The organism is Chromobacterium haemolyticum DSM 19808 (genome assembly GCF_000711885.1).
Classification (GTDB): domain Bacteria; phylum Pseudomonadota; class Gammaproteobacteria; order Burkholderiales; family Chromobacteriaceae; genus Chromobacterium; species Chromobacterium haemolyticum.
Map to the genome: position 1 here is coordinate 282590 of NZ_JONK01000004.1, position 23283 is coordinate 305872.

At 60.8% G+C, this 23283-nt stretch carries 23 protein-coding genes and 2 tRNA genes; 12 read left to right on the forward strand and 13 right to left on the reverse strand.

Annotated elements, in window-relative coordinates; translation table 11 throughout:
* Window positions 1-47 precede the first annotated feature (47 nt).
* Both BR71_RS03415 and mpl read left to right on the forward strand, forming a co-directional pair.
* On the forward strand, window positions 48-1457 hold the full coding sequence (locus tag BR71_RS03415; protein WP_043632591.1) for a sodium:proton antiporter: 1410 nt from the start codon (window positions 48-50) through the stop codon (window positions 1455-1457).
* A 133-nt stretch (window positions 1458-1590) separates the two neighbouring features.
* A complete protein-coding gene (mpl, locus tag BR71_RS03420; protein WP_043632854.1) occupies window positions 1591-2970 on the forward strand; it encodes a UDP-N-acetylmuramate:L-alanyl-gamma-D-glutamyl-meso-diaminopimelate ligase in 1380 nt (459 codons plus the stop codon).
* 79 nt (window positions 2971-3049) lie between these two features.
* Here mpl and BR71_RS03425 read toward each other — a convergent pair whose 3' ends face one another.
* Complete coding sequence (locus BR71_RS03425) at window positions 3050-3604, reverse strand: flavodoxin family protein (RefSeq protein WP_019101048.1); 555 nt, start codon at window positions 3602-3604, stop codon at window positions 3050-3052.
* Between the two features lie 261 nt (window positions 3605-3865).
* Window positions 3866-5164 (reverse strand): isocitrate lyase, encoded by a 1299-nt coding sequence (aceA, locus tag BR71_RS03430; RefSeq protein ID WP_019101049.1) that lies wholly within the window; start codon window positions 5162-5164, stop codon window positions 3866-3868.
* 463 nt (window positions 5165-5627) lie between these two features.
* On the opposite strand from aceA, the gene grpE reads away from it, so the two are divergent.
* The 6 genes from grpE to BR71_RS03460 all read left to right on the forward strand — a co-directional run bounded on the left by grpE (window position 5628) and on the right by BR71_RS03460 (window position 12680).
* Window positions 5628-6176 (forward strand): nucleotide exchange factor GrpE, encoded by a 549-nt coding sequence (gene grpE / locus BR71_RS03435; protein ID WP_043632594.1) that lies wholly within the window; start codon window positions 5628-5630, stop codon window positions 6174-6176.
* A 116-nt stretch (window positions 6177-6292) separates the two neighbouring features.
* On the forward strand, window positions 6293-8224 hold the full coding sequence (gene dnaK / locus BR71_RS03440; RefSeq protein WP_019101051.1) for a molecular chaperone DnaK: 1932 nt from the start codon (window positions 6293-6295) through the stop codon (window positions 8222-8224).
* 143 nt (window positions 8225-8367) lie between these two features.
* Window positions 8368-9489, forward strand: a complete 1122-nt coding sequence (dnaJ, locus tag BR71_RS03445; protein ID WP_043632597.1) for a molecular chaperone DnaJ — start codon at window positions 8368-8370, stop codon at window positions 9487-9489.
* A gap of 273 nt (window positions 9490-9762) precedes the next feature.
* On the forward strand, window positions 9763-11274 hold the full coding sequence (locus tag BR71_RS03450) for an alanine/glycine:cation symporter family protein (protein WP_052370295.1): 1512 nt from the start codon (window positions 9763-9765) through the stop codon (window positions 11272-11274).
* Between the two features lie 151 nt (window positions 11275-11425).
* Window positions 11426-12430, forward strand: a complete 1005-nt coding sequence (gene hemB, locus BR71_RS03455) for a porphobilinogen synthase (RefSeq protein ID WP_043632600.1) — start codon at window positions 11426-11428, stop codon at window positions 12428-12430.
* 61 nt (window positions 12431-12491) lie between these two features.
* Entirely contained in the window at window positions 12492-12680 is a 189-nt protein-coding gene (locus tag BR71_RS03460; protein WP_043632603.1) for a hypothetical protein, read from the forward strand.
* On the opposite strand, the gene BR71_RS03465 is transcribed toward BR71_RS03460, so the two are convergent.
* Window positions 12677-13456: a DODA-type extradiol aromatic ring-opening family dioxygenase gene (locus tag BR71_RS03465; RefSeq protein ID WP_043632606.1), complete on the reverse strand. Its 780-nt coding sequence runs from the start codon at window positions 13454-13456 to the stop codon at window positions 12677-12679. The genes BR71_RS03460 and BR71_RS03465 overlap by 4 nt on opposite strands.
* 667 nt (window positions 13457-14123) lie before the next feature.
* On the reverse strand, window positions 14124-15104 hold the full coding sequence (locus BR71_RS03470; RefSeq protein ID WP_043632609.1) for a recombination-associated protein RdgC: 981 nt from the start codon (window positions 15102-15104) through the stop codon (window positions 14124-14126).
* A gap of 93 nt (window positions 15105-15197) precedes the next feature.
* Here BR71_RS03470 and BR71_RS03475 point away from each other — a divergent pair.
* The 3 genes from BR71_RS03475 (at window position 15198) to BR71_RS03485 (ending at window position 16593) form a co-directional block, all read left to right on the forward strand.
* Window positions 15198-15274: transfer RNA gene (locus tag BR71_RS03475), tRNA-Pro, on the forward strand.
* 153 nt (window positions 15275-15427) lie between these two features.
* Window positions 15428-15503, forward strand: a tRNA-Thr gene (locus BR71_RS03480).
* A 337-nt stretch (window positions 15504-15840) separates the two neighbouring features.
* The gene (locus tag BR71_RS03485; protein ID WP_052370296.1) at window positions 15841-16593 is read left to right on the forward strand and encodes a class I SAM-dependent methyltransferase; all 753 of its coding nucleotides are present in this window, start codon (window positions 15841-15843) and stop codon (window positions 16591-16593) included.
* 141 nt (window positions 16594-16734) lie between these two features.
* Here BR71_RS03485 and BR71_RS03490 read toward each other — a convergent pair whose 3' ends face one another.
* From BR71_RS03490 to tadA, 3 genes are read right to left on the reverse strand one after another with little or no spacing between them, the layout of a single operon-like run.
* Window positions 16735-17148: a DUF2721 domain-containing protein gene (locus tag BR71_RS03490; RefSeq protein ID WP_043632611.1), complete on the reverse strand. Its 414-nt coding sequence runs from the start codon at window positions 17146-17148 to the stop codon at window positions 16735-16737.
* A complete protein-coding gene (locus BR71_RS03495; protein WP_043632614.1) occupies window positions 17148-17804 on the reverse strand; it encodes a L,D-transpeptidase in 657 nt (218 codons plus the stop codon). The genes BR71_RS03490 and BR71_RS03495 overlap by 1 nt, the downstream gene beginning before the upstream one ends.
* Before the next feature lie 4 nt (window positions 17805-17808).
* The gene (tadA, locus tag BR71_RS03500) at window positions 17809-18576 is read right to left on the reverse strand and encodes a tRNA adenosine(34) deaminase TadA (protein WP_052370297.1); all 768 of its coding nucleotides are present in this window, start codon (window positions 18574-18576) and stop codon (window positions 17809-17811) included.
* 71 nt (window positions 18577-18647) lie between these two features.
* Between tadA and BR71_RS03505 the strand changes: the two genes are divergently transcribed.
* Window positions 18648-19625, forward strand: coding sequence for a hypothetical protein (locus tag BR71_RS03505; RefSeq protein ID WP_043632617.1), 978 nt, complete (start codon window positions 18648-18650; stop codon window positions 19623-19625).
* On the opposite strand, the gene BR71_RS03510 is transcribed toward BR71_RS03505, so the two are convergent.
* From BR71_RS03510 to BR71_RS03535, 6 genes are all read right to left on the reverse strand, one after another.
* Complete coding sequence (locus BR71_RS03510) at window positions 19626-19907, reverse strand: hypothetical protein (protein WP_019103536.1); 282 nt, start codon at window positions 19905-19907, stop codon at window positions 19626-19628.
* Window positions 19904-20293 (reverse strand): phage holin family protein, encoded by a 390-nt coding sequence (locus BR71_RS03515; protein ID WP_043632621.1) that lies wholly within the window; start codon window positions 20291-20293, stop codon window positions 19904-19906. Before BR71_RS03515 ends, BR71_RS03510 begins: the two co-directional genes overlap by 4 nt.
* A gap of 3 nt (window positions 20294-20296) precedes the next feature.
* The gene (locus BR71_RS03520) at window positions 20297-20614 is read right to left on the reverse strand and encodes an ElaB/YgaM/YqjD family protein (protein WP_019103538.1); all 318 of its coding nucleotides are present in this window, start codon (window positions 20612-20614) and stop codon (window positions 20297-20299) included.
* Between the two features lie 136 nt (window positions 20615-20750).
* A complete protein-coding gene (locus tag BR71_RS03525) occupies window positions 20751-22058 on the reverse strand; it encodes an MFS transporter (protein ID WP_019103539.1) in 1308 nt (435 codons plus the stop codon).
* A gap of 356 nt (window positions 22059-22414) precedes the next feature.
* The gene (locus BR71_RS03530; RefSeq protein WP_043632624.1) at window positions 22415-22747 is read right to left on the reverse strand and encodes a hypothetical protein; all 333 of its coding nucleotides are present in this window, start codon (window positions 22745-22747) and stop codon (window positions 22415-22417) included.
* 37 nt (window positions 22748-22784) lie between these two features.
* Window positions 22785-23282 carry a hypothetical protein gene (locus tag BR71_RS03535; protein WP_043632627.1) on the reverse strand — a complete coding sequence of 166 codons (498 nt, stop codon included), beginning with the start codon at window positions 23280-23282 and terminating at the stop codon, window positions 22785-22787.
* Window position 23283 lies beyond the last annotated feature (1 nt).

The following is a 23283-nucleotide window of genomic DNA, read 5'->3' on the forward strand; positions in this document are numbered from 1 at the left end:
AGGCGATGGCGCTTTTATCAATGGGCGTCATGCCCTCGGGAAGATAGATGACCAAAAAACTCTTTAGCGCCGCCGCGCTGGCCCTGCTGCCGACGCTGGCGCAAGCCGCTGAACTGGACGGCGCCACCTTGAGCCTGGCCTGGGGACTGCCGTTTGCCGGCATTTTGCTGTCCATCGCGCTGTTCCCCATATTCGCGCCGGGTATCTGGCACCACCACTTCGGCAAGATCACCGCGGTCTGGACCGTGCTATTCCTGGCGCCCTTCGCGGTGGCATATGGCCTGGGCACTTCTATGGCGCTGATCGTTCACGCCCTGTTCGCCGAATATATTCCCTTCATCGTGCTGCTGTTTTCGCTGTACACAGTGTCCGGCGGCATTCTGGTGTGGGGCTCGCTGCACGGCTCGCCTAAGCTCAATACCGCCATCTTGGCGATCGGCACCGCGCTGGCCTCCATCATGGGCACCACCGGCGCGGCGATGCTGTTGATCCGCCCCTTGCTGCGCGCCAATGAAAAGCGCAAGCACAATGTGCACGTGGTGGTGTTCTTCATTTTCCTGGTGGCGAATATCGGCGGCGGCCTGACTCCGCTGGGCGACCCGCCGCTGTTTCTCGGCTTCCTCAAGGGCGTGAGCTTCGGCTGGACGGTGCAGCACATGGCGCTGCCGGTATTGGTGTTGTCGCTGGCGCTGCTTGCCATTTTCTACGTGTTGGACAGCTATCTCTTCAAGAAAGAAGCCCAGGCGGGCACGCTGCCGGAGGTGGATCGCTCCAAGGACAAGCCGATCAAGCTGCATGGCAAGCGTAATCTGTTCCTGCTGGCCGGCATTGTCGGCGCGGTGTTGATGTCCGGCGTTTGGAAGCCGGGCGTGGAGTTCGACATCATGGGCACGCATGTCGAGCTGCAGAACATCATTCGCGATCTGGCACTGATCGGCCTGGCCTTCGCCTCGCTGTGGATCACTCCCAAGCAAGTGCGCGCCGGCAACGAGTTCAACTGGGATCCCATTCTGGAAGTGGGCAAGTTGTTCGCCGGCATCTTCGTCACCATCGGCCCGGTGATCGCCATTCTGCGCGCCGGCGCCGACGGCCACTTGGCCGGCCTGGTGCGCATGGTGTCCGATGCCAACGGCCAGCCGGTGAACATGATGTATTTCTGGATGACCGGCATTCTGTCCAGCTTCCTGGACAATGCGCCCACCTATCTGGTGTTCTTCAACCTGGCGCATGGCGACGCTCAGGTGCTGATGGGCCCGATGGCGGACACCCTGCTGGCGATCTCCATGGGTGCTGTGTTCATGGGCGCCAATACGTATATCGGCAACGCGCCCAACTTCATGGTCAAGGCCATCGCCGAGCATCGTCATGTGAAGATGCCGAGCTTCTTCGGCTATCTGGGCTGGTCCTGCGCCATTCTGTTGCCCTTGTTTGTGCTGATGACGCTGATTTTCTTCTGAACCCGCCGTCCTGTTGTAGACAAAGCCCGCTGCCGCGGGCTTTGTCTTGTTCGAGCCGGAGGGCATGGATGTCGGCCCCGCCGCTTTCCGGTATGCTTGCCGTTTTGCCGTTTTCAATACGCTGAACCAAACTATGCACATCCATATCCTGGGCATTTGCGGCACCTTCATGGGGGGCATCGCCGCTATCGCCAAACAGGCCGGCCACAAGGTCACCGGCTGCGACGCCAATGTATACCCGCCGATGAGCACCCAGCTGGAAGCCATGGGCATCGAGCTGATCCAAGGCTTCGGCGCGGAGCAGGCCGACATCGGCGCGGACATCTTCGTGGTGGGCAATGTGGTGACGCGCGGCAAGCCGCTGATGGAGGAAATCCTCAATCGCGGGCTGCCTTATATCTCCGGCCCGCAGTGGCTGGCGGAAAACGTGCTCAAGGATTTATGGGTGCTGGCGGTGGCTGGCACTCACGGCAAAACCACCACCAGTTCGATGCTGGCTTGGATCTTGGAAGATGCCGGCCTGGCGCCGGGCTTCCTGATCGGCGGCATTCCGCAGAACTTTGGCGTGTCGGCGCGCCTGCCTGGCGCGCCGCGTCAGGACGCGGCGAGCGTCAGCCCCTTCTTTGTGATTGAGGCTGACGAATACGATACCGCCTTCTTCGACAAGCGCTCCAAATTCGTCCATTACCGGCCGCGCACCGCAGTGTTGAACAACCTGGAGTTTGACCACGCCGACATCTTCGCCGACCTGACGGCGATAGAAACTCAGTTCCACCACCTGGTGCGCACCGTGCCGGGCCAGGGCCTGATCGTCAGCAATGGCCGGGAGGCGAGCTTGGATCGGGTGCTGGAGCGCGGCTGCTGGACGCCGGTGGAGCGCTTTGGCGCGGACGCCGGCTGGCAGCTGGGCGCGCTGGAGGACAATGGCCATTTCGATGTGCTGCTCAACGGCCAGATTCAGGGCCGGGTGCGTTGGGATTTGATGGGCGAACACAACCGTCTCAACGCCTTGGCGGCAATCGCCGCCGCTCGCCATGTCGGCGTGGCAGTGAGCCAGGCCATTGATGCATTGTCGCGCTTTCAAAACGTAAAGCGGCGTATGGAGGTGCGCGGCGTGGCGGCCGGAGTCACGGTGTACGACGATTTCGCCCATCATCCCACCGCCATCGCAACCACCCTGGCCGGCCTGCGCCACAAGGCAGGCGGGGCGCGCATCCTGGCGGTGCTGGAGCCGCGCTCCAACACCATGAAGCTGGGCACGATGAAGGCTGCGCTGCCGGCCTCTCTGGCCGATGCCGACCTGGTGTTCTGTTCCGCCGCCAATCTGGGGTGGAACCCCGGCGAGGCCTTGGCAGAGCTGGGCGACCGCGCGCAAACCTTCGACAATTTCGACGCGCTGCTGCAAGCGGTGGTGGCCGCGGCGCGCCCGGGCGACCATGTGCTGGTGATGAGTAACGGGGGCTTCGGCGGCATTCATCAGAAGCTGCTGGACCAACTGGCCATGCGCGGCTGAGCGACAAGCGTCGACGCAAGAAAGGGGGCCGTTGGCCCCCTTTGTCTTTTACGACGCGGAGTTTATCGTAAACAGGTTCTTAGCCGCGCAGTTTGGCGGCAATGCCGGCCACGCGCTGGCCGTAGGCCTTGGCGGTGTCCAGATCGCCCTGCGGGATTTCGTCGACGCTGGCGTCGGACGGCGATTGCACCAGCAGGCCTACCGAGCCGCCCAGATTGTTGATGTCCTCGCGGCTGGCGTTCTTGGCGTTGCTGGGCAGCAAGCCCAGGCTGACCCACAGACCGCCGTGCTGAGAGGCCAGGGTTTGCAGATAAATCAGCGAAACCTGTTTGTCGCCGTTCAGGCTGGCGCTGTTGGTGAAGCCGCCGAACACCTTGTCCTGCCAGCCTCGTGTGAACCAGACTTTGGAGCTGGCGTCGGCGAATTTCTTGAACTGCCAGCTTGGGCTTCCCATATACGTGGGCGAGCCGAAAATGATGGCGTCGGCGCTATTTAGCAGATCCCAGGCGCCGGCGGGCAGATTACCCTCGGCGTCAATGGCCAGCAATTGCGCACCGGCGCCTTCGGCGACATGCTGGGCCACTTGCTGGGTGTGACCGTAACCGGAGTGATATACAACGACGACTTTCGCCATGGCGAGCCTTTCATATTGCCGTGAATTAACAAAGGCCCGCAGCGAGGTGGGCCTTGTGCAAGTATTGGCGATGATGGTGAATTGAAAAAGCGTCGTCGGATAAATTAATTATTTAGTCGCATTAAACAATCTAGACGGCTTGACGCATTTTCGGTATCGCGAGCCGTGGGCTTGAAAAGTAGCTTTTCGGCGCAGCGGCAGGTCAATAAAAACGCCCACGGCAAGGTGGGCGTTTTCTCGGCTTGAAGCCTGTGCCGCGGCTTAGTGGAACTGCTCTTCCTCGGTGGAGCCTGTCAGCGCTGTGACGCTGGATTGGCCGCCCTGGATCACGGTGGTGACGTCGTCGAAGTAGCCGGTGCCCACTTCCTGTTGATGGGATACGAAGGTGTAGCCGCGTTCGCGGGCGGCAAACTCCGGCTCCTGCACTTTTTCAACATAGGCGGACATGCCGCGGGCAACATAATCTTGCGCCAGGTCGTACATGTTGTACCACATGTTGTGAATGCCGGCCAAGGTAATGAACTGGTACTTATAGCCCATCGCACCCAGTTCGCGTTGGAATTTAGCGATGGTGGCGTCGTCCAGGTTCTTCTTCCAGTTGAAGGACGGCGAGCAGTTGTAGGCCAGCAGTTTGCCCGGATGCTTGGCGTGAACCGCTTCGGCGAACTTCCGTGCGAATTCCAGATCCGGTGTACCGGTTTCGCACCAGACCAGATCGGCGTAGTCGGCATAGGCGATGGCGCGGCTGATCGCCTGTTCCAAGCCTTTCTTGGTCTTGTAGAAGCCTTCGGCGGTGCGCTCGCCGGTCAGGAAGGGACGGTCGCGCTCGTCGCAGTCGCTGGTCAACAGATCGGCGGCTTCGGCGTCTGTGCGGGCGATCACCAGAGTGGGCACGCCGTAAACATCGGCTGCCAAGCGCGCGGCGATCAGTTTCTGCACGGCTTCCTGGGTCGGGACCAACACCTTGCCGCCCATGTGGCCGCATTTCTTCACCGAGGCCAATTGGTCTTCGAAGTGCACGCCGCCGGCGCCGGCGCGTATCATCGCCTTCATCAATTCATAGGCGTTCAGCACGCCGCCGAAACCGGCTTCGGCATCCGCCACGATAGGGGCGAAGTAGTCGATGAAGCCGGCGTCGCCTTGCGCCACGCCCTTGGAATGCTGGATTTCGTCAGCGCGGGTGAAGGCGTTGTTGATGCGCTCCACCACCTTGGGCACAGAGTCCACCGGATACAGCGACTGGTCCGGGTACATCGCCGAGTATTCATTGTTGTCGGCGGCCACTTGCCAGCCGGACAGATAAATGGCTTTGACGCCGGCCTTGACCTGCTGCATGGCCTGACCGCCGGTCAGCGCGCCCAGACAGTTGATGTAAGGCTCGCTGTGGAGCAGGCCCCACAGTTTGTCCGCGCCGTTGCGCGCCAACGAGTACTCAATCTGCAGCGAGCCGCGCAGTCGTTCCACATCAGCGGCGCTGTAGCCGCGCTTGATGCCTTTCCAGCGGGGATTTTCGTTCCAGTCTTTCTGGATGGCTGCAATGCGTTGTTCGCGAGTCGTCATGCTAAAGCCCTTCTCGATACGTTTCTGTGCGCGCCGGCAGGCGCCGGCGTCCTCATTAAGCGATCTGTTTCATCCGGTTTTTCCGGATTTTCTTGCGGCCGGCCCTCATGGCGCCGGCTCGGCATGCCCGCCGCTCAGACCCTGTGGATAGAGGGCCGCCCGGCAGTGCACTTGCGGGTGTGGCTCAATTATTAGCACAAAAAAAAACGCTTGTGTGCAGTGCAGCACAAAGAAAATTGTTGATTTTCAAAAGCTAACAGCAACTTTCCTAAAACGAATATTGCGGCTCGCTCAAGCGTTTGCTTTTAGAAAATAAAAGTCCGCAAACGCACATCCGCGTTTGGCAGCCTGGGCGCGGCGGTCTGAAGCGGTTCAGTCGTTTTCAGGACTTGAATTCCGCGATGAAGCCCCTACCTTGAGTCGGGACTATTCGTACCGCTGAATCCAAATCCGAGGAATTGCCATGCAGGACAAGCAAAACATCGCGGCAGACGCCGTGGACAATGACAATATCGACGCAACGGTGGCGGAGCAGGCCGTAGAGCAAGAACTGAGCGCAGAGCAGCGGATCGCCGCTCTGGATGCGGAAGTGGCCGAACTGAAGGACGCATTGCTGCGCGCCCGCGCCGATCTGGAAAATCAGCGCCGCCGCGCGCAGGAAGACGTCGCCGCCGCGCACAAGTACGCGATCACCAAGTTTGCCGGCGAGTTGGTGTCGGTGAAGGACTACCTGGAAATGGCCTTGCTGGATCAGAGCGGCCAGATCGACACCCTGAAGATGGGCGTGGACATGACGCTGAAGCAGTTGGTCTCCGCTTTCGACAAGGCGCAGATCAAGGACATCGCCCCTCAGGCGGGCGACAAGCTGGACCCGCATCAGCATCAGGCGATGAGCGCGGAAGAGGCCGACGCCGAGCCCAACACCATCGTGCGAGTGATGCAAAAAGGCTACCAAATCTCGGACCGCGTGCTGCGTCCGGCGATGGTGGTGGTGGCTAAGGCGAAAGCATAAAAAAGGGCGGCGTGCTCCTCTTGAAATAATGGGCATAGCCAATACCTATTGAGACAACAGGCGGTCGCTATCGAACAAATGGCCGCTGAAACGAATTAAGATAAAGGAACTTCGACATGGGTAAAATCATTGGCATCGACTTGGGCACCACCAACTCCTGCGTATCGGTAGTGGAAGGCGGCAACCCGAAAGTCATCGAGAACGCCGAAGGCGCTCGCACCACCCCGTCCATCATCGCTTACATGGACGACGGCGAAATCCTGGTCGGCGCGCCGGCCAAACGCCAGGCCGTGACCAATCCGCGCAATACTATCTACGCCGCCAAGCGCCTGATTGGCCGCCGCTTCGAAGATAAGGAAGTGCAGAAAGACATCGACCTGATGCCTTTTGAAATTCTGAAAGCCAAGAACGGCGACGCCTGGGTGAAAGTGCGCGACCAAGAACTGGCCCCGCCGCAAATCTCCGCCGAAGTACTGCGCAAGATGAAGAAGGCCGCTGAAGATTATCTGGGCGAGGAAGTGACCGAGGCGGTGATCACCGTGCCGGCTTACTTCAACGACAGCCAGCGCCAAGCCACCAAGGACGCCGGCCGCATCGCCGGTCTGGAAGTGAAGCGCATCATCAACGAACCGACCGCCGCGGCACTGGCTTTCGGCCTGTCCAAGCAGGAAGGCGACCGCAAGATCGCGGTGTACGACCTGGGCGGCGGTACTTTCGACGTGTCCATCATTGAAATCGCCGATGTGGACGGCGAGCACCAGTTTGAAGTGCTGTCGACCAACGGCGACACCTTCCTGGGCGGCGAAGACTTCGACCAGCGCGTGATCGACTACATCGTGACCGAGTTCAAGCGCGAACAGGGCGTGGACCTGAAGAACGACGTGATGGCGCTGCAGCGTTTGAAGGAAGCCGCGGAGAAAGCCAAGATCGAGCTGTCCAGCGCGACTCAGACCGAGGTGAACCTGCCTTACATCACCATGGACGCTACCGGCCCGAAACACTTGGCGATGAAGATTACCCGCGCCAAGTTCGAAAGCCTGGTTGAGGACTTGGTGGAGCGCTCCATCGAGCCGTGCCGCGTGGCGCTCAAGGATGCCGGCCTGTCGGTCAACGACATCTCCGACGTGATCCTGGTCGGCGGTCAGACCCGCATGCCCAAGGTGCAGGAAAAGGTTAAAGAGTTCTTCGGCAAGGAGCCGCGCAAGGACGTGAACCCGGACGAAGCCGTGGCTGTCGGCGCGGCGATCCAGGGTTCGGTACTGTCCGGCGACCGCAAGGACGTGCTGCTCTTGGACGTGACCCCGCTGTCGTTGGGCATTGAAACCCTGGGCGGCGTGATGACCAAGCTGATCCAGAAGAACACCACCATTCCGACCAAGGCGTCGCAGGTGTTCTCCACCGCCGACGACAACCAGACCGCGGTCACCATCCACGTGCTGCAAGGCGAGCGCGAGAAGGCTTCCGCCAACAAGAGCCTGGGCCAGTTCAACCTGGGCGATATTCCGCCGGCGCCGCGCGGCATTCCGCAGATCGAAGTGGAGTTCAATATCGACGCCAACGGTATTCTGCATGTGTCGGCCAAGGACAAGGCTTCCGGCAAGCAGGCCAACATCACCATCCAGGCTTCTTCCGGCTTGTCCGAAGCCGAGATCCAGCAAATGGTGAAGGACGCCGAGGCCAACGCCGAGGAAGACAAGAAGCTGCACGAGCTGGTCACCGCGCGCAATCAGGCGGAAGGCCTGATCCACAGCGTGAAGAAATCTCTGGCCGAGCACGGCGACAAGATCGACGCTGCCGAGAAGGCCAAGATCGAAGACGCGGTGAAGGCGGCCGAGGAAGTGGCCAAGAGCGAAGACAAGGCCGCGATCGAAGCCAAGACCGAAGAACTGGCCAAGGCCAGCCAGAAGCTGGGCGAAATCATGTATGCCCAGGCTCAGCAGGCTGAAGCCGGCGCCCAGCAGGGCGGCGCGGACGCGCAGGCGGGCAAGCAGGAAGACGGCAACGTCGTCGACGCCGAGTTTGAAGAAGTGAAGAAAGACAAGGCTTAATCGCCAGCCGATGTCTTGACGCCTGATGACCGGGCCGGGCCCGCCGGAGTGTTCCGCGGCTCGGACCGGTCATTGGCGTATGGTGGCCGGCCGCGCAGGGGGCTTGCTTCCCGTGCAGGCTGAATTTTGAGAGAGACAGGAACATGTCCAAGAAAGATTACTACGATGTGTTGGGCGTCAATCGCGACGCCTCCGACGACGACATCAAAAAGGCTTACCGCAAGCTGGCGATGAAGTATCACCCGGATCGCAATCCGGACAGCAAGGAAGCGGAAGAGAAGTTCAAAGAGGTCAAGGAAGCTTACGAGGTTTTGTCTGATAGCCAGAAGCGAGGCGCGTACGACCAATTCGGCCACGCCGGGGTGGACCCGCAGGCTGGCGCAGGCGGCGGCGCGGGCTTCGGAGGCTTCGGCGATTTCGCAGATATCTTCAGCGACATCTTCGGCGGCGGACGCTCCGGCGGCGGCGGGCGCTCCAACGTCTATCGCGGCGCGGACCTGCGATACAACATGGAAATCTCGCTGGAAGAAGCCGCGCGCGGTTGCGAGAAGCAGATCCGCATCCCTTCGCATGAAGAGTGCGAAGTCTGCCACGGCAGCGGCGCCAAGCCCGGCACCCAGCCGAAGACCTGCACCACTTGCGGCGGCCACGGCCAGGTGCGGATGAGCCAGGGCTTCTTCTCCATTCAGCAAACCTGCCCAACCTGCCACGGCACCGGCAAGCAGATTTCCGATCCCTGCACCAGCTGCCACGGCGCGGGCCAGAAAAAGACCAACAAGACGCTGAACGTGAAGATTCCGCCCGGCGTGGACGAGGGCGATCGCATCCGCTTATCCGGCGAAGGGGAACCGGGCCAGAACGGCGGCCCGTCCGGCGATCTCTACGTGGTCACCCACATCAAGCCGCACCCGGTGTTCCAGCGTGACGGCATGGATCTGCATTGCGAGATGCCGATTTCCTTCTCCACCGCGGCGCTGGGCGGCGAAGTGGAAATCCCCACGCTCGACGGCATGGCCAAGGTCAAAATCGCGGCGGAAACCCAGAGCGGCCGAGTCTACCGCTTGCGCGGCAAAGGCGTGAAGGCGGTACGTGGCGCCGATTACGGCGACCTGCACTGCCATGTGGTGGTGGAAACCCCGGTCAAGCTGACCGATCGCCAGAAAGAGCTGCTGCGTGAATTCGACGCCATCAGCCAGGGCGACGTGGCGACTCATAACCCGCGTTCCAAGTCTTTCATGGACAAGCTGAAGGATTTCTTCGGCTAAAGGGATATCCGAGCGGCCCCCGCGGGCGTCGGCGCAAAACGGCAAGCGAGAGAGCTTGCCGTTTTTTTTGTTTCATCATTTTGTCTATTGGTCAAATGTTTTTGGGTAACTTGTTGTAATGAGCGTTTTTTTAAAATGAATTATCTGGAGGCTTCCGGTCTACGGCCTTATCTTGGAGGGGCTCCGGAACCCCGCTCCGGGGCGAGAACATAAAAATATCCGGGTGTCCGCCGTTAGGCGAAGCACACCCGGCTTCGCTCAAAGGAGAGTTTCATGGATGCATTCGTCAACGCCGCCAACGGCGTTATCTGGAGCCCGGCACTGATTTACCTGTGTCTGGGCGTGGGGCTTTACCTGTCTGTGCGTACGCGCTTCCTGCAGTTGCGCCACTTCAAGGAAATGCTGCGGCTGATGTTCAATACCGAGAGCACCTCCAGCGGCGTGTCCTCGTTTCAGGCGCTGGCGATGACCTTGGCCGGCCGCGTGGGCACCGGCAATATCGCTGGCGTGGCCACCGCAATTACTTTCGGCGGCCCGGGCGCCATCTTCTGGATGTGGATGGTGGCCTTTCTCGGCGCCAGCTCGGCCTTTGTCGAATCGACGCTGGGCCAAGTCTACAAGGAGAAAATAGACGGCCAGTACCGAGGCGGGCCGGCTTTCTACATCGAGAAGGGGCTGGGCATGAAGTGGTATGCCTGGCTGTTCGCCATCACCACCATTGTCGCCACCGGCGTGCTCTTGCCGGGGGTACAGGCCAATTCCATCGCCGCCTCGCTGGATACCGCCTTCGGCATCGCGCCCACCGTCACCGCCGCGGTCCTGGCCATCATCCTGGGTTTCATCATCTTCGGCGGGGTCAAGCGCATCGCGCTGTTCGCCGGCGCGGTGGTGCCGTTCATGGCCCTGGGTTATATCATCGTCGCCTGCGTGATCATCGCGCTGAACATAGAGCAACTGCCCGGCGTGATAGCGTTGGTGCTGAAAAGCGCCTTTGGTTTTGAGGCCGGCTTCGGCGCCATTCTAGGCCTCGCCATCCAATGGGGGGTGAAGCGCGGCGTGTATTCCAACGAAGCCGGTCAGGGCACCGGCCCGCATGCCTCCAGCGCCGCTGCGGTGTCGCATCCGGCCAAACAGGGCCTGGTGCAGGCCTTCTCGGTCTATATCGACACCCTGTTCGTCTGTTCCGCCACTGCTTTCATGTTGCTGATCACCGGCCAATACAATGTGCAGGGCCCGGAGGGCCAGGCCATGTTCACCGGCATCGCCGGCGTGGCGGCGGGGCCTGGCTATGTGCAGATCGCGATGGAAAGCATCATGCCGGGCTTTGGTTCCATCTTCGTCGCGCTGGCGCTGTTCTTCTTCGCCTTTACCACCATCGTCGCCTACTACTACATCGCTGAAACCAATATCGCCTACATCAACCGCAAGATACAGCTGCCTTGGCTGAGCTTCGTGTTGAAGATCGCGCTGATGGCGGCCACGGTGTACGGCACGGTCAAAACCGCGGATCTGGCCTGGGGGTTGGGGGATATCGGCGTGGGCCTGATGGCCTGGCTCAACATCATCGCCATCATCCTCATGCAAAAACCAGCGCTGGCCTGTCTGCGCGATTACGAAGCGCAGAAGGCGCAGGGCTTGGACCCGGTGTTCCATCCGGAGAAACTGGGCATCGTCAATGCCGCCTACTGGGAAGGGCGGCGCGCGGAGGATAATTTGGCCGCGGAATTGGCGGCGAAGGCCAGTCACGAGGGGGGGGAGGGCAAGCTTGCTCCGCGTGAGAGCTGAGCCAAGGAGGATGCGGACGGCGCCGGTGTCGGCGTTGTCCGCAGGCCGGGCGTGCAAAATTCAGAACACTCTGTTTTGCCGGCCGGCATCCGCTGCGGGGCGGCGGCAACAGGCGTACAATGGCCGGGCTGATCCTTCTAATGGAATTGTCATGATTTTCGCCAATCGTTATTTTCCCGCCACTCGCATGCGTCGCATGCGCAAAGATGAATTCTCCCGCCGCTTGATGCGTGAAAACGTGCTGACCGCCAACGATCTGATCTATCCGGTATTTGTGATGGAGGGACAGAACCGGGTGGTGGAAGTGCCGTCGATGCCGGGCGCGCCGCGCCAGACGCTGGACAAGCTGTTATACACCGCCGAACAGGCGCTGGAATTGGGCATCCCGATGCTGTCGCTGTTTCCGGTGATCGAGTCCGGCAAGGACAATAGCGCGCAAGAGGCTTACAACCCCGAAGGCTTGGTGCCGACCGTGGTGCGCGAGTTGAAAAAACGCTTTCCCGAACTGGGGGTGATGACGGATGGCGCGCTGGATCCCTACACCATTCACGGCCAGGATGGGGTGATGGACGACAGCGGTTACGTGCTCAACGACGAAACCACTGAAATCCTGATCAAGCAAGGCCTCTGTCACGCCGAGGCCGGCGTGGACATGTTCGGCCCGTCCGACATGATGGACGGCCGCATCGGCGCGATTCGCGAGGCTTTCGAGGAGGAAGGCTTCATCCACACCAAAATCCTGGCGTATTCGGCCAAGTACGCATCCGGTTTCTACGGCCCGTTCCGCGACGCGCTGGGCTCATCCGGTAATCTGGGCAAGGCCGACAAGAACAACTACCAAATGGATCCGGCCAATCTGGACGAAGCAATCCAGGAAGTGGCGCAGGACTTGGAGGAAGGCGCGGACGCGGTGATGATCAAGCCGGGCATGCCTTACCTGGACGTGATCCGTCGAGTGAAAGATACTTTCCGGGTGCCGACCTTTGCCTATCAAGTGTCTGGCGAATACGCGATGTTGAAGGCCGCGTTCCAGAACGGCTGGCTGAACGAGGAAAAGTGCATGCTGGAAAGCCTGATCGCGTTCAAGCGCGCCGGCGCCGACGGCATCCTGACCTATTTTGCGCTGGACGCTGCGCGCTTGCTGCGTCAAGGCTAAACGCAGGAAGGCAAGCCATCGCGCCCCGGCTCAGACCGGGGCGTTTTGCATGGGAGCGGATATGGATTTGATGCATTCCACCCTGTTCTGGGTGATCATCGCCGCCGCGCCAGCGGTGACGGCGCTGGGTATTCTGATCCGGTTGGCCAGGCGCGAGCCGCCGCCGGAGCTACCGGCAAGCGTCAAGCCGCTGGCTTGGGACGATGAGGATCAAGACGGCGATGCTGGGCCGCCGGCGGCGGGTGGCTAGTCGAAGCGCCAGCTAGCCATGGACAGATTGCCCATGCGCCAGTCGTCGTGCAGTTTGGAAGCCTTGGTGTCGCGGCCCCCGGCGCCCAGCGCAATCCACAGAGGGGCGATGTGCTCGTCGCTGGGATGGTTGCGGCGCGCGTCGGGGGCCAGCCGCAGCCAGTCCGTCAATGCTTCATGCGCGCCGGTTTCCAACTGCAAGTCCAGCCAATCCCGGAAAGCCCGCGCCCACGGAGCCGGTTCCGAGCCTTCCGGCGCCAGCGCGCGCAGATTGTGAGTGTAGCTGCCGGAGGCGATGATCAGAACACCCTCGTCGCGCAGCGGGCGCAGCGCTTCGCCAATGCGCATCAACTCGGATGCGGGCGCCTGATGCCGCAGCGACAGATTGACGATGGGAATATCCGCTTGCGGATACATCAGCATCAGAGGCGTCCAGGCGCCGTGATCCAATCCTCTTTGTTCGGTGCTTTGAGCGGGAAGACCGGCCGCGGCGAACAATTCATGCAGACGCGCGCAGAGCGGCGCATCGGTGCGTGCCGGGTAGCTCAGGCGGTATAAGGCCTCGGGGAAACCGTAGAAGTCGTGAATGGTTTCCGGATTCGGGCTGTGGTTGACCACCAGGCCGCGAGTTTCCCAGTGCGCGGAAACGATGACGATGGCGCGAGGGCGGGGCAGCTCCGTTCCCAGTCGGGAGATGAAGTGACGGCTTGGGCTGTCTTCCAGCACCAAGGTTGGGGCGCCGTGCGAGATGAACAGCGCGGGTAGGCGAGCGGTCATGACTGAAGCTTTCATTCAAGAGATGCTTCAGCTTAAGCCACGCCGATTCTCTGATAAACCGCAGTTTATTGGTTTTATTGTTTACTCTTTGGAAATAATTTGGCGGAGGGGCGGCTAGGCGGAGATCGGATGCCGGACCTAACTTAATCCGGCAAGCAGGATAGCGCAGCCCGCAATGAAGATGAGGAAGCCCGCGATGCGTCGCCAATTGCGCCTGCCTTGCCTGCCGGTAAGCGGCTGCCGCTTCAACCTTCTGAGCTGTTGTCGATACATGGTCATTTGACGCTCCTATATTCGAATGATAATCATTATTGTTTGAATGTCAAAATAAACGCTCCTGTGTGGAGCGGCTGGAGCTGAGATGGATCTGCAATTGGCAGGCGGGTCGCGAAAACCTGCGTATTCCTCAGAGGGGGCAGTGCTTATTGCAGCCAGGCGAAGTTGGCGCACAATTCCAGCCAGAACGCTTGCCAGTTGACCGGTTTCATCGGGGGCTCCGTTGCTAGATTGTCTTCAGTATCGCTCAGCGGTTTTTATCAGTGAAATTGATTGTTTTTTGTTTTTGGTTAGCCAGGCGCTATGAGCGTGGGGCTCAAGAAATGAAGTTGTGAGAATGGGGGAGGAAAATGCGCCCCGCAAGCGCTTCGTTTGCGGGGCGGGTCAGGGATCAATCCCAGGGGACTTCCGCCGAGTTTTCAACTACGGCGGCAACCGTGCTGTTTGCCGCGGGTGAGACTGTCGGGCTGGATGCTTCTTCCAATCCGCCCAGGGCGGCGACCAGGGCGTCTACCAGTTCGCCCAGTTCTTCGCTCATCAAGGTGAAGGTGGCTTCGAACAGGCTTTCTCTATCATCGCCCGCCTGGCTGGCTTCATCCTGCAGCAGGTCCAGGAATTGCAGCCGCTTCAGCTGCAGCATGTCGGTCAGCTGGAAGCGGATTTTTTCCTGCCAGATCAGGCCTACCCTGGTAACTTGCTTGCCGGTGGCAATGTGCTGACGGATTTCGTCCGCGGTCAAGTCGATGCGCGCGCAACGGACCACCGCTCCGTTTTCTCCGCTGTCCTTCAATTCGCAATCCGAGTCCAACTCAAAACCGGCAGGGGCTTCGCCGGCCGCCAGCCAGTCCGTCATCGCGGTGTGCGGAGCGATCTTGGTGCGAGGCAGCGCGGCGGGGAAAGGCGGCAAGGCTTCGCGCAGCTTGGACACCAACGCCTCCGCCTTGCTGGCGGCGGCCGAATCCACCATTAGCCAGCCGCGGCGCGTGTCCAGATAGGCGCTCATCCTGCTGCTGCGCACAAAGGCGCGCGGCAGCAGGTCGTCGGTGATCTGCTCTTTCAGCGCCAGCTTTTCCTTGCGGCCCACCTTGCGCAGCTCTTTGTCTTCGATTTCCGCGACTTTCAGCTCGACGAAATCGCGGATCACCGACGAGGGCAGCACTTTGTCCTCGCGGCGCAGCGAGACCATCTGGCAGCCGCGCACTGCGTAAACCGGCGCGTCCAGATGGTTGGCGGCGGGCACCCAGCCCTCGCTGAACCAGTCCAGACCCATGCAGTGTTGGAATGGACGCTTTTCCAGCGCGGCGGAAAGTTGCTCGTTGTTAGGGGCGTCGTCTTGATTCAAACGGTAAAAAGATAGTTGCCTAAACCACATATTTGTTCCATAATGCGCGTCCTCTGATGCCACAGATTGTACCGCAGCCAAGACGGCAGCGGGGCGGTTTTCAGACAAGCTTTGGATGGTCGTCGGAGTGTAGCTTAGCCTGGTAGAGCGCTACGTTCGGGACGTAGAGGCCGGAGGTTCGAATCCTCTCACTCCGACCAGATACAAAAACATGAATTCAAATCTTTGAATTCAGGGTTTTTGCATTAAAGCGCGGATAAATTAAATCTGATATTTGGAAACGCGCGCCGCCCCTTTTCAAATCGATGGAAACTGTTTATTATTACGCGCTCTGCTTCAGGGCGGAGTGATGTGCCGGTATAGCTCAGTTGGTAGAGCAGCGCATTCGTAATGCGAAGGTCGGGGGTTCGACTCCTCTTACCGGCACCACAATCCTCTTCTGAAACTGCAATGAGCCCGCTGTCGCGGGCTTTTTGCATTTCCGGCGGCCATTGCTGTTGGTTTCTTCATTCCCGCCTGTTTCATTTGCGTTGGTGCGCTTTGAAATTCCTGCCACGGATGCCTTTGCGACGGCTGGTGATCGCATGTCGAATATGATATAAGCATTTTATCGGCGGGCGTGCTGAATGAGCGGCCCTACCGGTGCCGACGACGACTTGAGAATGCGCCTGGGCTGAAATATATTGTGAACGTCTGTTATGACGAATGGACATGACGGTCTAGGCTGTCATCTAATGGAAAGCTACAGCAATTGTAGAGAGCGAACATGCTATCCAATTCCGTTGCTACTTTCAGCCTGTATTCGGATTTATATGCCCGGTTTCGTCCGGCTTATCCAGAGGCCTTGTATCAGTGGTTGTTGCCGCAGTGCTTCGAGCGTGAACGGGCCTGGGACTGCGCAACCGGCAACGGCCAGACCGCGGTGAGGCTGGGGGAGAGCTTTGCGCGGGTAGATGCCACCGACATCAGCTCCGCGCAACTGGGCCAAGCCGAGGCGCATAATCAAGTGTATTACCGGGAGTGTCCCGCCGAGGTCACGCCCTTTGACGACGCCGCTTTCGACTTGATCACGGTATCGCAGGCGCTGCATTGGTTTCATTTCCCATCGTTTTGGCCGGAGGTGGTCAGGGTGCTCAAGCCGGGCGGGGTATTCGCCGCTTGGGGCTATCATCTATGCCGGGTTTCCCCCGAGGTGGACCGCGCCGCGGCGATTTTGACTTCCATTATCGAGCCGTTTTGGTCTAGCCGCTGCCAGATTCTGTGGGACGGCTACAGTACCGCGGGTTGCCCGCTGCCTACGCTTGAAACGCCGGAGCTGGCGATTAGCTGCGATTGGACGCTGGAACAATACCTGGGTTTTCTCAACACGCTTTCCGCCAGCAAGCTGTGCAAGCAGACTTTGGGCGAGCATGTGCTGGACGATGCCTCTGGCCGCATCGCCCGGGCCTGGGGCGATGGCGGGCAAGCGCGTCAAGTGAGCATGCCGTTAAGCTTGCTGGTGGCGCGGTGCCCAGCGTAAAGCCGTTCATGTTTTTGCGAGCAAAAGCGAGACGAGGCGAAAACGAGCGAAAAAGCGGAGTGGTCGAGGGGTGCATGAGCATTTCGAAGGTGTACTCACCGTGTAACGCTCCACAACGCGTAGCAGATCGTAAACAGGTTTTTAGCGGTGCTTGTCGTATTCCGCCTGTAGATCGGAAAGCAGGATGTTGAGCGCGTCCGACGAGCGCAGTAGCTCTATCAAGGACACGGCCAGCGAGCAGATCATGCACAGCAAGCTGATGCCGAAAGTCAGCTCCCCCCAGGCCTGCCAGCCGGTATAGACCTGAAACATCGCCACGGTACACAGGAACAGGCTGGCGATGCCCAGGCACTGCATCCATTTGATCAAGGTGATGCGAGTGCGCAAATTGCCGATCTGGCGCAGGATTTTTGGATCCTGGCTGTCGCGGTACTCCTCATACAGATTGCGAATGATGCCGGCTAGGCCGAGAAAACGGTTGGTATAAGCCAGCAGCAACAGGGAGATGGCGGGAAACAGCAGGGCGGGTGTGGTCAGGGTCAGCGCGGAATGCATCAGGCGTTCTCATCAATCAGGACATCAATGCCGTTGTCGGTGGCGTCGAACAGTTCGATTACGTCCGGGTTTTTCATGCGGACGCAGCCGAGGGAGCTGGGGGTGCCCCAAGGCACATGGTCCCCGGCACCGTGAATGTAAATGGCTCGATTATAGCTGTCTACCTCGCCGCCTTGGTTCTTTCCTGGCTCTTCGCCGCAAAGCCACAGGATGCGGGTGAGGATCCAGTCCTTGGTAGGATACTGTGCGTGCAGTTCCGGCGTGTATTTCCAGGGCGTCACTTTGCGGCGAAAAATAATGGTATTGGCCTCTACGCCGGCGCCGATGCGTTCGCAGACCCGATGCCAGCCGCGAGGCGTCTGATAGCTGCCGCTGGCTTCTCCCACGCCGTTGCGCGCGGTGGATACCTGGTATTCGCGCTGCAGCAGGCCCCAGCCGTCGTAATGACGCAGGGTTTGGCTGCGTACGCCAACCAGAATCCAGGGCGCGCCGTAATGGCGAGGATTGGGGCGGGTGTCCAGCAAGGGCGCGGCGCTTTGCTGGCCAGCAGCGAATGCCGCCGCCGCCAGCGGGTCCACTGTCAGGGAGGCGTCGTCTTCCATGCCCGCGGCGAAAGCGGATGCGCTCAAGGATAGGACGAGCATCAGTCGCAGCATGGCATCAGCCTTTCCGACGGGTTTGGAAAAACGCCGTCAATGGTTGCACGCAGGCCTCCGCCTGCTGCTTGCCGAACACCGCGGCGTGATGATTGAGACGGCTGTCTGCGAAAACGTCCAGCACGCTGCCGGCGGCGCCGGTCTTGGCGTCCGGCGCTCCATAAATCACGCGAGCGATGCGGGCGTGCATGATGGCGCCGCTGCACATCAGGCAAGGTTCCAGCGTCACGTATAGATCGCAGCCGTCCAGGCGGTAATTGCCCAGCTGGCCGGCCGCATCGCGCATGGCCATGATTTCTGCGTGGGCGCTGGGGTCATGCCGGCCTATAGGTTGATTGTAGCCGCGTCCAATCACTTCGCCTTGTCGGACAACCACTGCGCCCACAGGAATCTCGCCTTCCAGGCCGGCCTGGGCGGCCAGTTCCAGGGCTTGGGTCAGATGGAGGGCGATTTCGGTGTCGGACGGCGGCGCGGCCACGGGCGGGTGCGCGGCGAGTTGTCGCAGCAAGGCGTCTTTGGCCTCGTCCCCAAGCTGGTTCCAATGAATGCCGCGGCAGGCGGCTTCCAGCGCGAACAGCAGTTTGCGGGTGGCGGTGTGCCCGCGGCTTTTCAATTGCAAGAAAGCCAAGACGGGGCCCCGTTGCCGCAGGGTGTCGGCGTCGATAATGCCGATTTCGGCGAGCCAGGCGATGGCCGCGGGCGGCAGTGGGGGCGAGGCCAGCGGCGAACTGATCGCGATGGTCTTGGCGGACGGGAGGGGTTTGTCTTGCATGATGTCGATTTTAGCGTAAAGAAATCCCTTTCACGGCCGATAGAATGTCATAACCATAGGTTTTTTCTTATATGCCCGTGATAAAGCCCTATTCCGCCTCCTATACGCCGTCCCAACCCAAGTCATCGGCCGGCCGCGCCGCGGCAGCTTCTTTCGCCGAATCCGCTGCGGCCCAGGCGGCCTCCCCTACAGCTTCCTTGCCGGCCAGTCCGGCGCAACAGGCGCGTCAGCAGCTGCAATCTTCTTTGCAGCAAAGCTTGGGTAAATTCATGCAGCAACTGAAAGTGACTTTGCGGCCATTGCCCAAGCGTTCGCCCGAAGTGGATGGCATGCAAAAGGAGATGTTGAAGAAGAAGGTGGACATGCTGCTGAAGATGGCGCAGATGGCGGGCCGAGACAAGGCCAGCCTGAAAGCGCTGGCGGGGGAACTGGCCCGCGCGGTCAAGGAGTTGAAACAGTTAGTGGCCAGCATGACGCAAAACGCAGCCGATTCCATGATGTCGGTGAGCGTAGGCGGCGACGCGGAGGCGGCAAGCGCGGCCGCCTCGGATGCGGCGGTGCCCGAACCGGCGGATGCCGGCGGAGACGCGTCCGGCGCCGCGGCCCAGGTTCAGGCTCAAGCCGCCGCAGCCGAGGATGAGACGCGGCAGGCTAAGGACGGGGCGGGGGAAGCGTCCTCGGCCGCCGGCGCGCGAGGCGACGAGGCTGCCGCCAACGGCGACAAAAACGCAGGGGGCGTGGCTCGCGACGATGGCGCCGCGCCGCGGACGGGGGGCGGTAATCCGCTTTCCGGCGGCAATCCGGTGGCGGGAGACCCGGTGATCCAGGACATCATGATGAAGCTGAAGCAGCTGCAAAACTGGCTCAAGCAGCAGACGCGCCAGCTGCAAGCGGATCAGGAACTCCGGAAGATGATCAAGGAGATGGACAAGGACATGGTGGGCATCGAGAAGATGCTGGCGACTGGAGAAATAGCGGAGAACGGAGAGATGGACGTTCAGGTCCACGTTGAGGCGGAGGCCGGCGCGGGCGTGAACGTCCAGGCTTGATCAGCGGCTGCGCCAGAGCCGGCGTCCCAGTTGCCATAGCGCCCATAGCCGCGCGCCGGTGCCAAGCCAGGATTGCAGTCGTCCGCCGGGCGGCAGCAGGCTGCCGAGCGTGGCCAGAATCTTGCCGAGGCCGCGCTGCCGGCTCCAGGCCTTCAAACCTTCCCCGGCGGCGCCTAGAGGATGGCGCCGCAGAGTATCCAACTCCAGGCGCAGTTTGACTCTGAGCGCTTCGCCCTTCATCACCAGCAACTGTTTCTTGATGGCGCGGTCCCTTGGGTTCACGGAGCGTCTCCTCCACCCAGAGCTGCCCAGTCCTTGCGCACTTCTTCCAAGGTGGTGGCGAAGGCCGGTCCTTGGTCGCGAAGACGTCGGCGCAAGCTGAAGCCCAGCCAGGCGCCGGCGCCGCAGAACGACAGTGCGCAGACGGTGAGGACCCAGGCGCGCAGAGTCGGCGGAGTCAGCGTCCAGACCAGCAGCAGCCCAGCCGTCAGGCCTACGGCGATGAGAATCAGCGCCAGCATGCCGGTGAACAGGCTGCCGATGATGTCGTCTTTCAGTTCCTGGGCTTCAAGCGACAGCAACTCCGCTCGGGTCAGCAGCAGGGAAGCCACCCCGCCGGCGAAGGAGCGCAGGCTGCCGGGACGGGGTGGGGATGGGCGTTGCGGCATGCCTTAGCGGCGGGAAACCAGCATGCCCAGCAGGAAGGCGACGCCAGCGGCGATGCCGATCGATTTCCAAGGGTTTTCATGCACGTATTGATCTGTCGCCTTGGCGGCGACCTTGGCCTTGCCGACCACCACTTGTTCGGCATCCAGCAACTTGGCCTTGGCCACTTTCAGTTTTTCGCTGACGCGCTGGCGGATTTCCTTGCTTTTCTGGCTGCCGTCGTCCAGCGAGGCGTCGATCAGCTCTTCGGTGCTGACCAGAACCTGGCGCACGTCATCCAGTAATTGTTCTTTTTCCTTGGCGATTGCAGCGGCATTGGACATAAAGATCTCCTGGTGAAAATGAATGGGAACTCCGCGATGGCACGGCTCTCGCGGCGCAGCAATCAAGCTGACTACCATCAACCTATCAGGCTGGGCCAGTGACGTCAAACACTGGATTTGACCGATTTCGACTGCGTCAAATCCGGCTATAGGCTGCGTTTTCCCAATGTGGAACGCTAGGCGCGCGGAAGCGGCTGGCCGCGAACAGGCCGACGCCGCCCATGGCCAGGCCGAACCAGGCGGAGACCCAGGGGCTCCAGGGTGCGGCGGCGATCAGCAGCAGCGGCGCGGCGCTGGCCCATAGCGAATAGGCGATGTTGTAGGTGACGGCGATGCCGGACACGCGGATATCCGCGGGGAACAGGCTGATCATCGCCGAAGGCACCACGCCGACGATGCCGCAGCATAAGCCGGCGATGGCGTAGGCGACGCCGGGCCAGCGCCAGCCGCCGATCAGGCTGGCGTAGAGCAGGCCAACGCCCACGGGTAGCAACAGACTGTAGAGGATCAGGCTGTGCAAAGGGCCGACACGGTCTGTAACGCGGCCGGCGATCACGCAGCCGATGTTCAGAAACACGATGCCGAGGCTGCCTAGCGCGAAGGCATCCTTGGCCGACCAGGCGAAGTGTTGCTGCAGCAAGGTGGGCGTTACCACGACCGGGATTATTACAGCGGAGGTCAGCACGCAGGTCAGCAGCGCGGCCGGCAGCAGTGTGCTCCGGTGAGAGCGCAGCACTTCCAGCAGCGGGTAGGCGCGTTCCTGGCGCTGAGAGCGCAGGGACAGGAATACCGGTGTTTCATTCAGCCAGCGGCGCAGCCAGACGCCGAACAGGCCCAGCGGGCCGCCGAGCAAGAACGGAATGCGCCAAGCGTAATCCTGCATTTGCTGCGGGCTGAAGATTTCGGCCAGCAGGGTGGCGGTGAGCGCGCCCAGCAGGTAGCCCATGGTCAGGCCGGCCTGAAGCAGGCCCAACGCGTAGCCGCGGTGGCGGGCCGGAGCGTGCTCGGCGACAAAAGTCCAGGCGCTGGGCACTTCGCCGCCCACCGCCGCGCCTTGCAGCAGCCGCAGGCATAAGAGCAGCAGCGGCGCGAGATAACCGATCTGGGCGTAGGTGGGTAATAGACCGATCAGCAGACAGGGGCCGGCCATCATCAGCATGCTGAGGCTGAACATCCGTTTGCGGCCCAGGCGGTCCGCAAAGTGGGCCATCAGCATGCCGCCCAGCGGACGAGCCAGATAGCCGGTGGCGAAAATGCCGAAGGTTTGCAGCAAGCGCAGCCATTCCGGCATTTGCGGCGGGAAGAACAGGTGGCTGAGCGTGGCGGCGAAGAAGGCAAAGACGATGAAGTCGTAGATTTCGAGCGCGCCACCCAATGCGGCCAGTCCCAGGGTGCGGTAGTCGGTGCGTGAAAGTGCGGCGGCAGGCGTGGAGATGGCGTTCATGAGGGTTCGGGGGCGACGGCGGAGGAGGGGCTGGGGTCGGATTCAATGCACGCCGACAGTGGCTAGTCGGGGGGCTCGGATCTGCTTAAGGCAATGCGAATATGGTGATATGGCAAACATGCCGCCAGTTTAGCGCGTGTCGGGAAATGTGGCGATAGTCAATTGCATTTTAACGGCATAAATGACACCGGACATGGACAAGAAAAAACCCCGGCGCTGGGCCGGGGTTGATAGAAAGGCGCTTATTCCCACTCAATTGTGAATTGAAGGGCTGTAATCATTGCTGGGTAATGATTGTCGGTAGGTTTGAAAATAACTATACCGTCAAATATACCGTCACCAAAGAAATGTACCTATCAATATGGCTTGGCCGGCCTGCCACCCATCGCCTCATGATACCTCTCTTTTATCGCAGCTTGCAGCAATGGCACCTCAGCCATTTTCAGCTGACCTGGCAATCCAAGTCCGCGATATCTCTCCAGCAATCTATCCGTCTCACCAATCAGCATCAGCATCCACGTCGCCAACTCAAGCTGCCGCCCATCGGCAGGGAACAGGTCGCCGGCCAGAGGCTCAACGCCACGAAACGACGCGACGATCCGCGCACCTTGCCTGAGCGTCAGCGCCTTACTCCGGCACAGGTGGTCAAACGCGATTGCCGCGCGCTCAAGGATCTCTTCGGGGGGCATGCTGGAATCCGGTTGTGGCCAGATTCCAGCATAGACATCACTCGGCACGGTCGGCGGCCAGGATCACCTGGCAGGCGCCGAGTCCTTTTGCAGCTTTGTCGGAGTCGCTGGCGATTGAGTACTGCTCAATCCCAAATCGCTCAAGAGCAGCTGCAAGTTTTTCTCGCTGCGCTCCAGAAAATTCGGCGCTTGCTTCTCCATTACGCTGGCCGGCGCCGGCGGAAGCTTCGGGCAGATTGCCTCCGGCGGCGCGCTGGTCGCGCAGCCGGAGCTGAGCGCGCAGACGAGCAATAGAGCCCTGCAATTCAACTTTTCCATTCTCCAATCCCTCCTGATATGCGGCCGCGGCGGATGCGTCGCTCTTGGCCGTGCTCTGTTCCTTTGCCCGTGCTGCTTTCTCCGCAACAACTACCGTTTCAGCAGCCGCTGCGCGCTGGCTCGCCGCGTCACGCTCAGCAACGACCGCGCGATAGTGCCAGCCGGCAGCTGCAACGGCCGCCAGCACAATGCAGGCGATGATCAGTCTCAAGTTCATC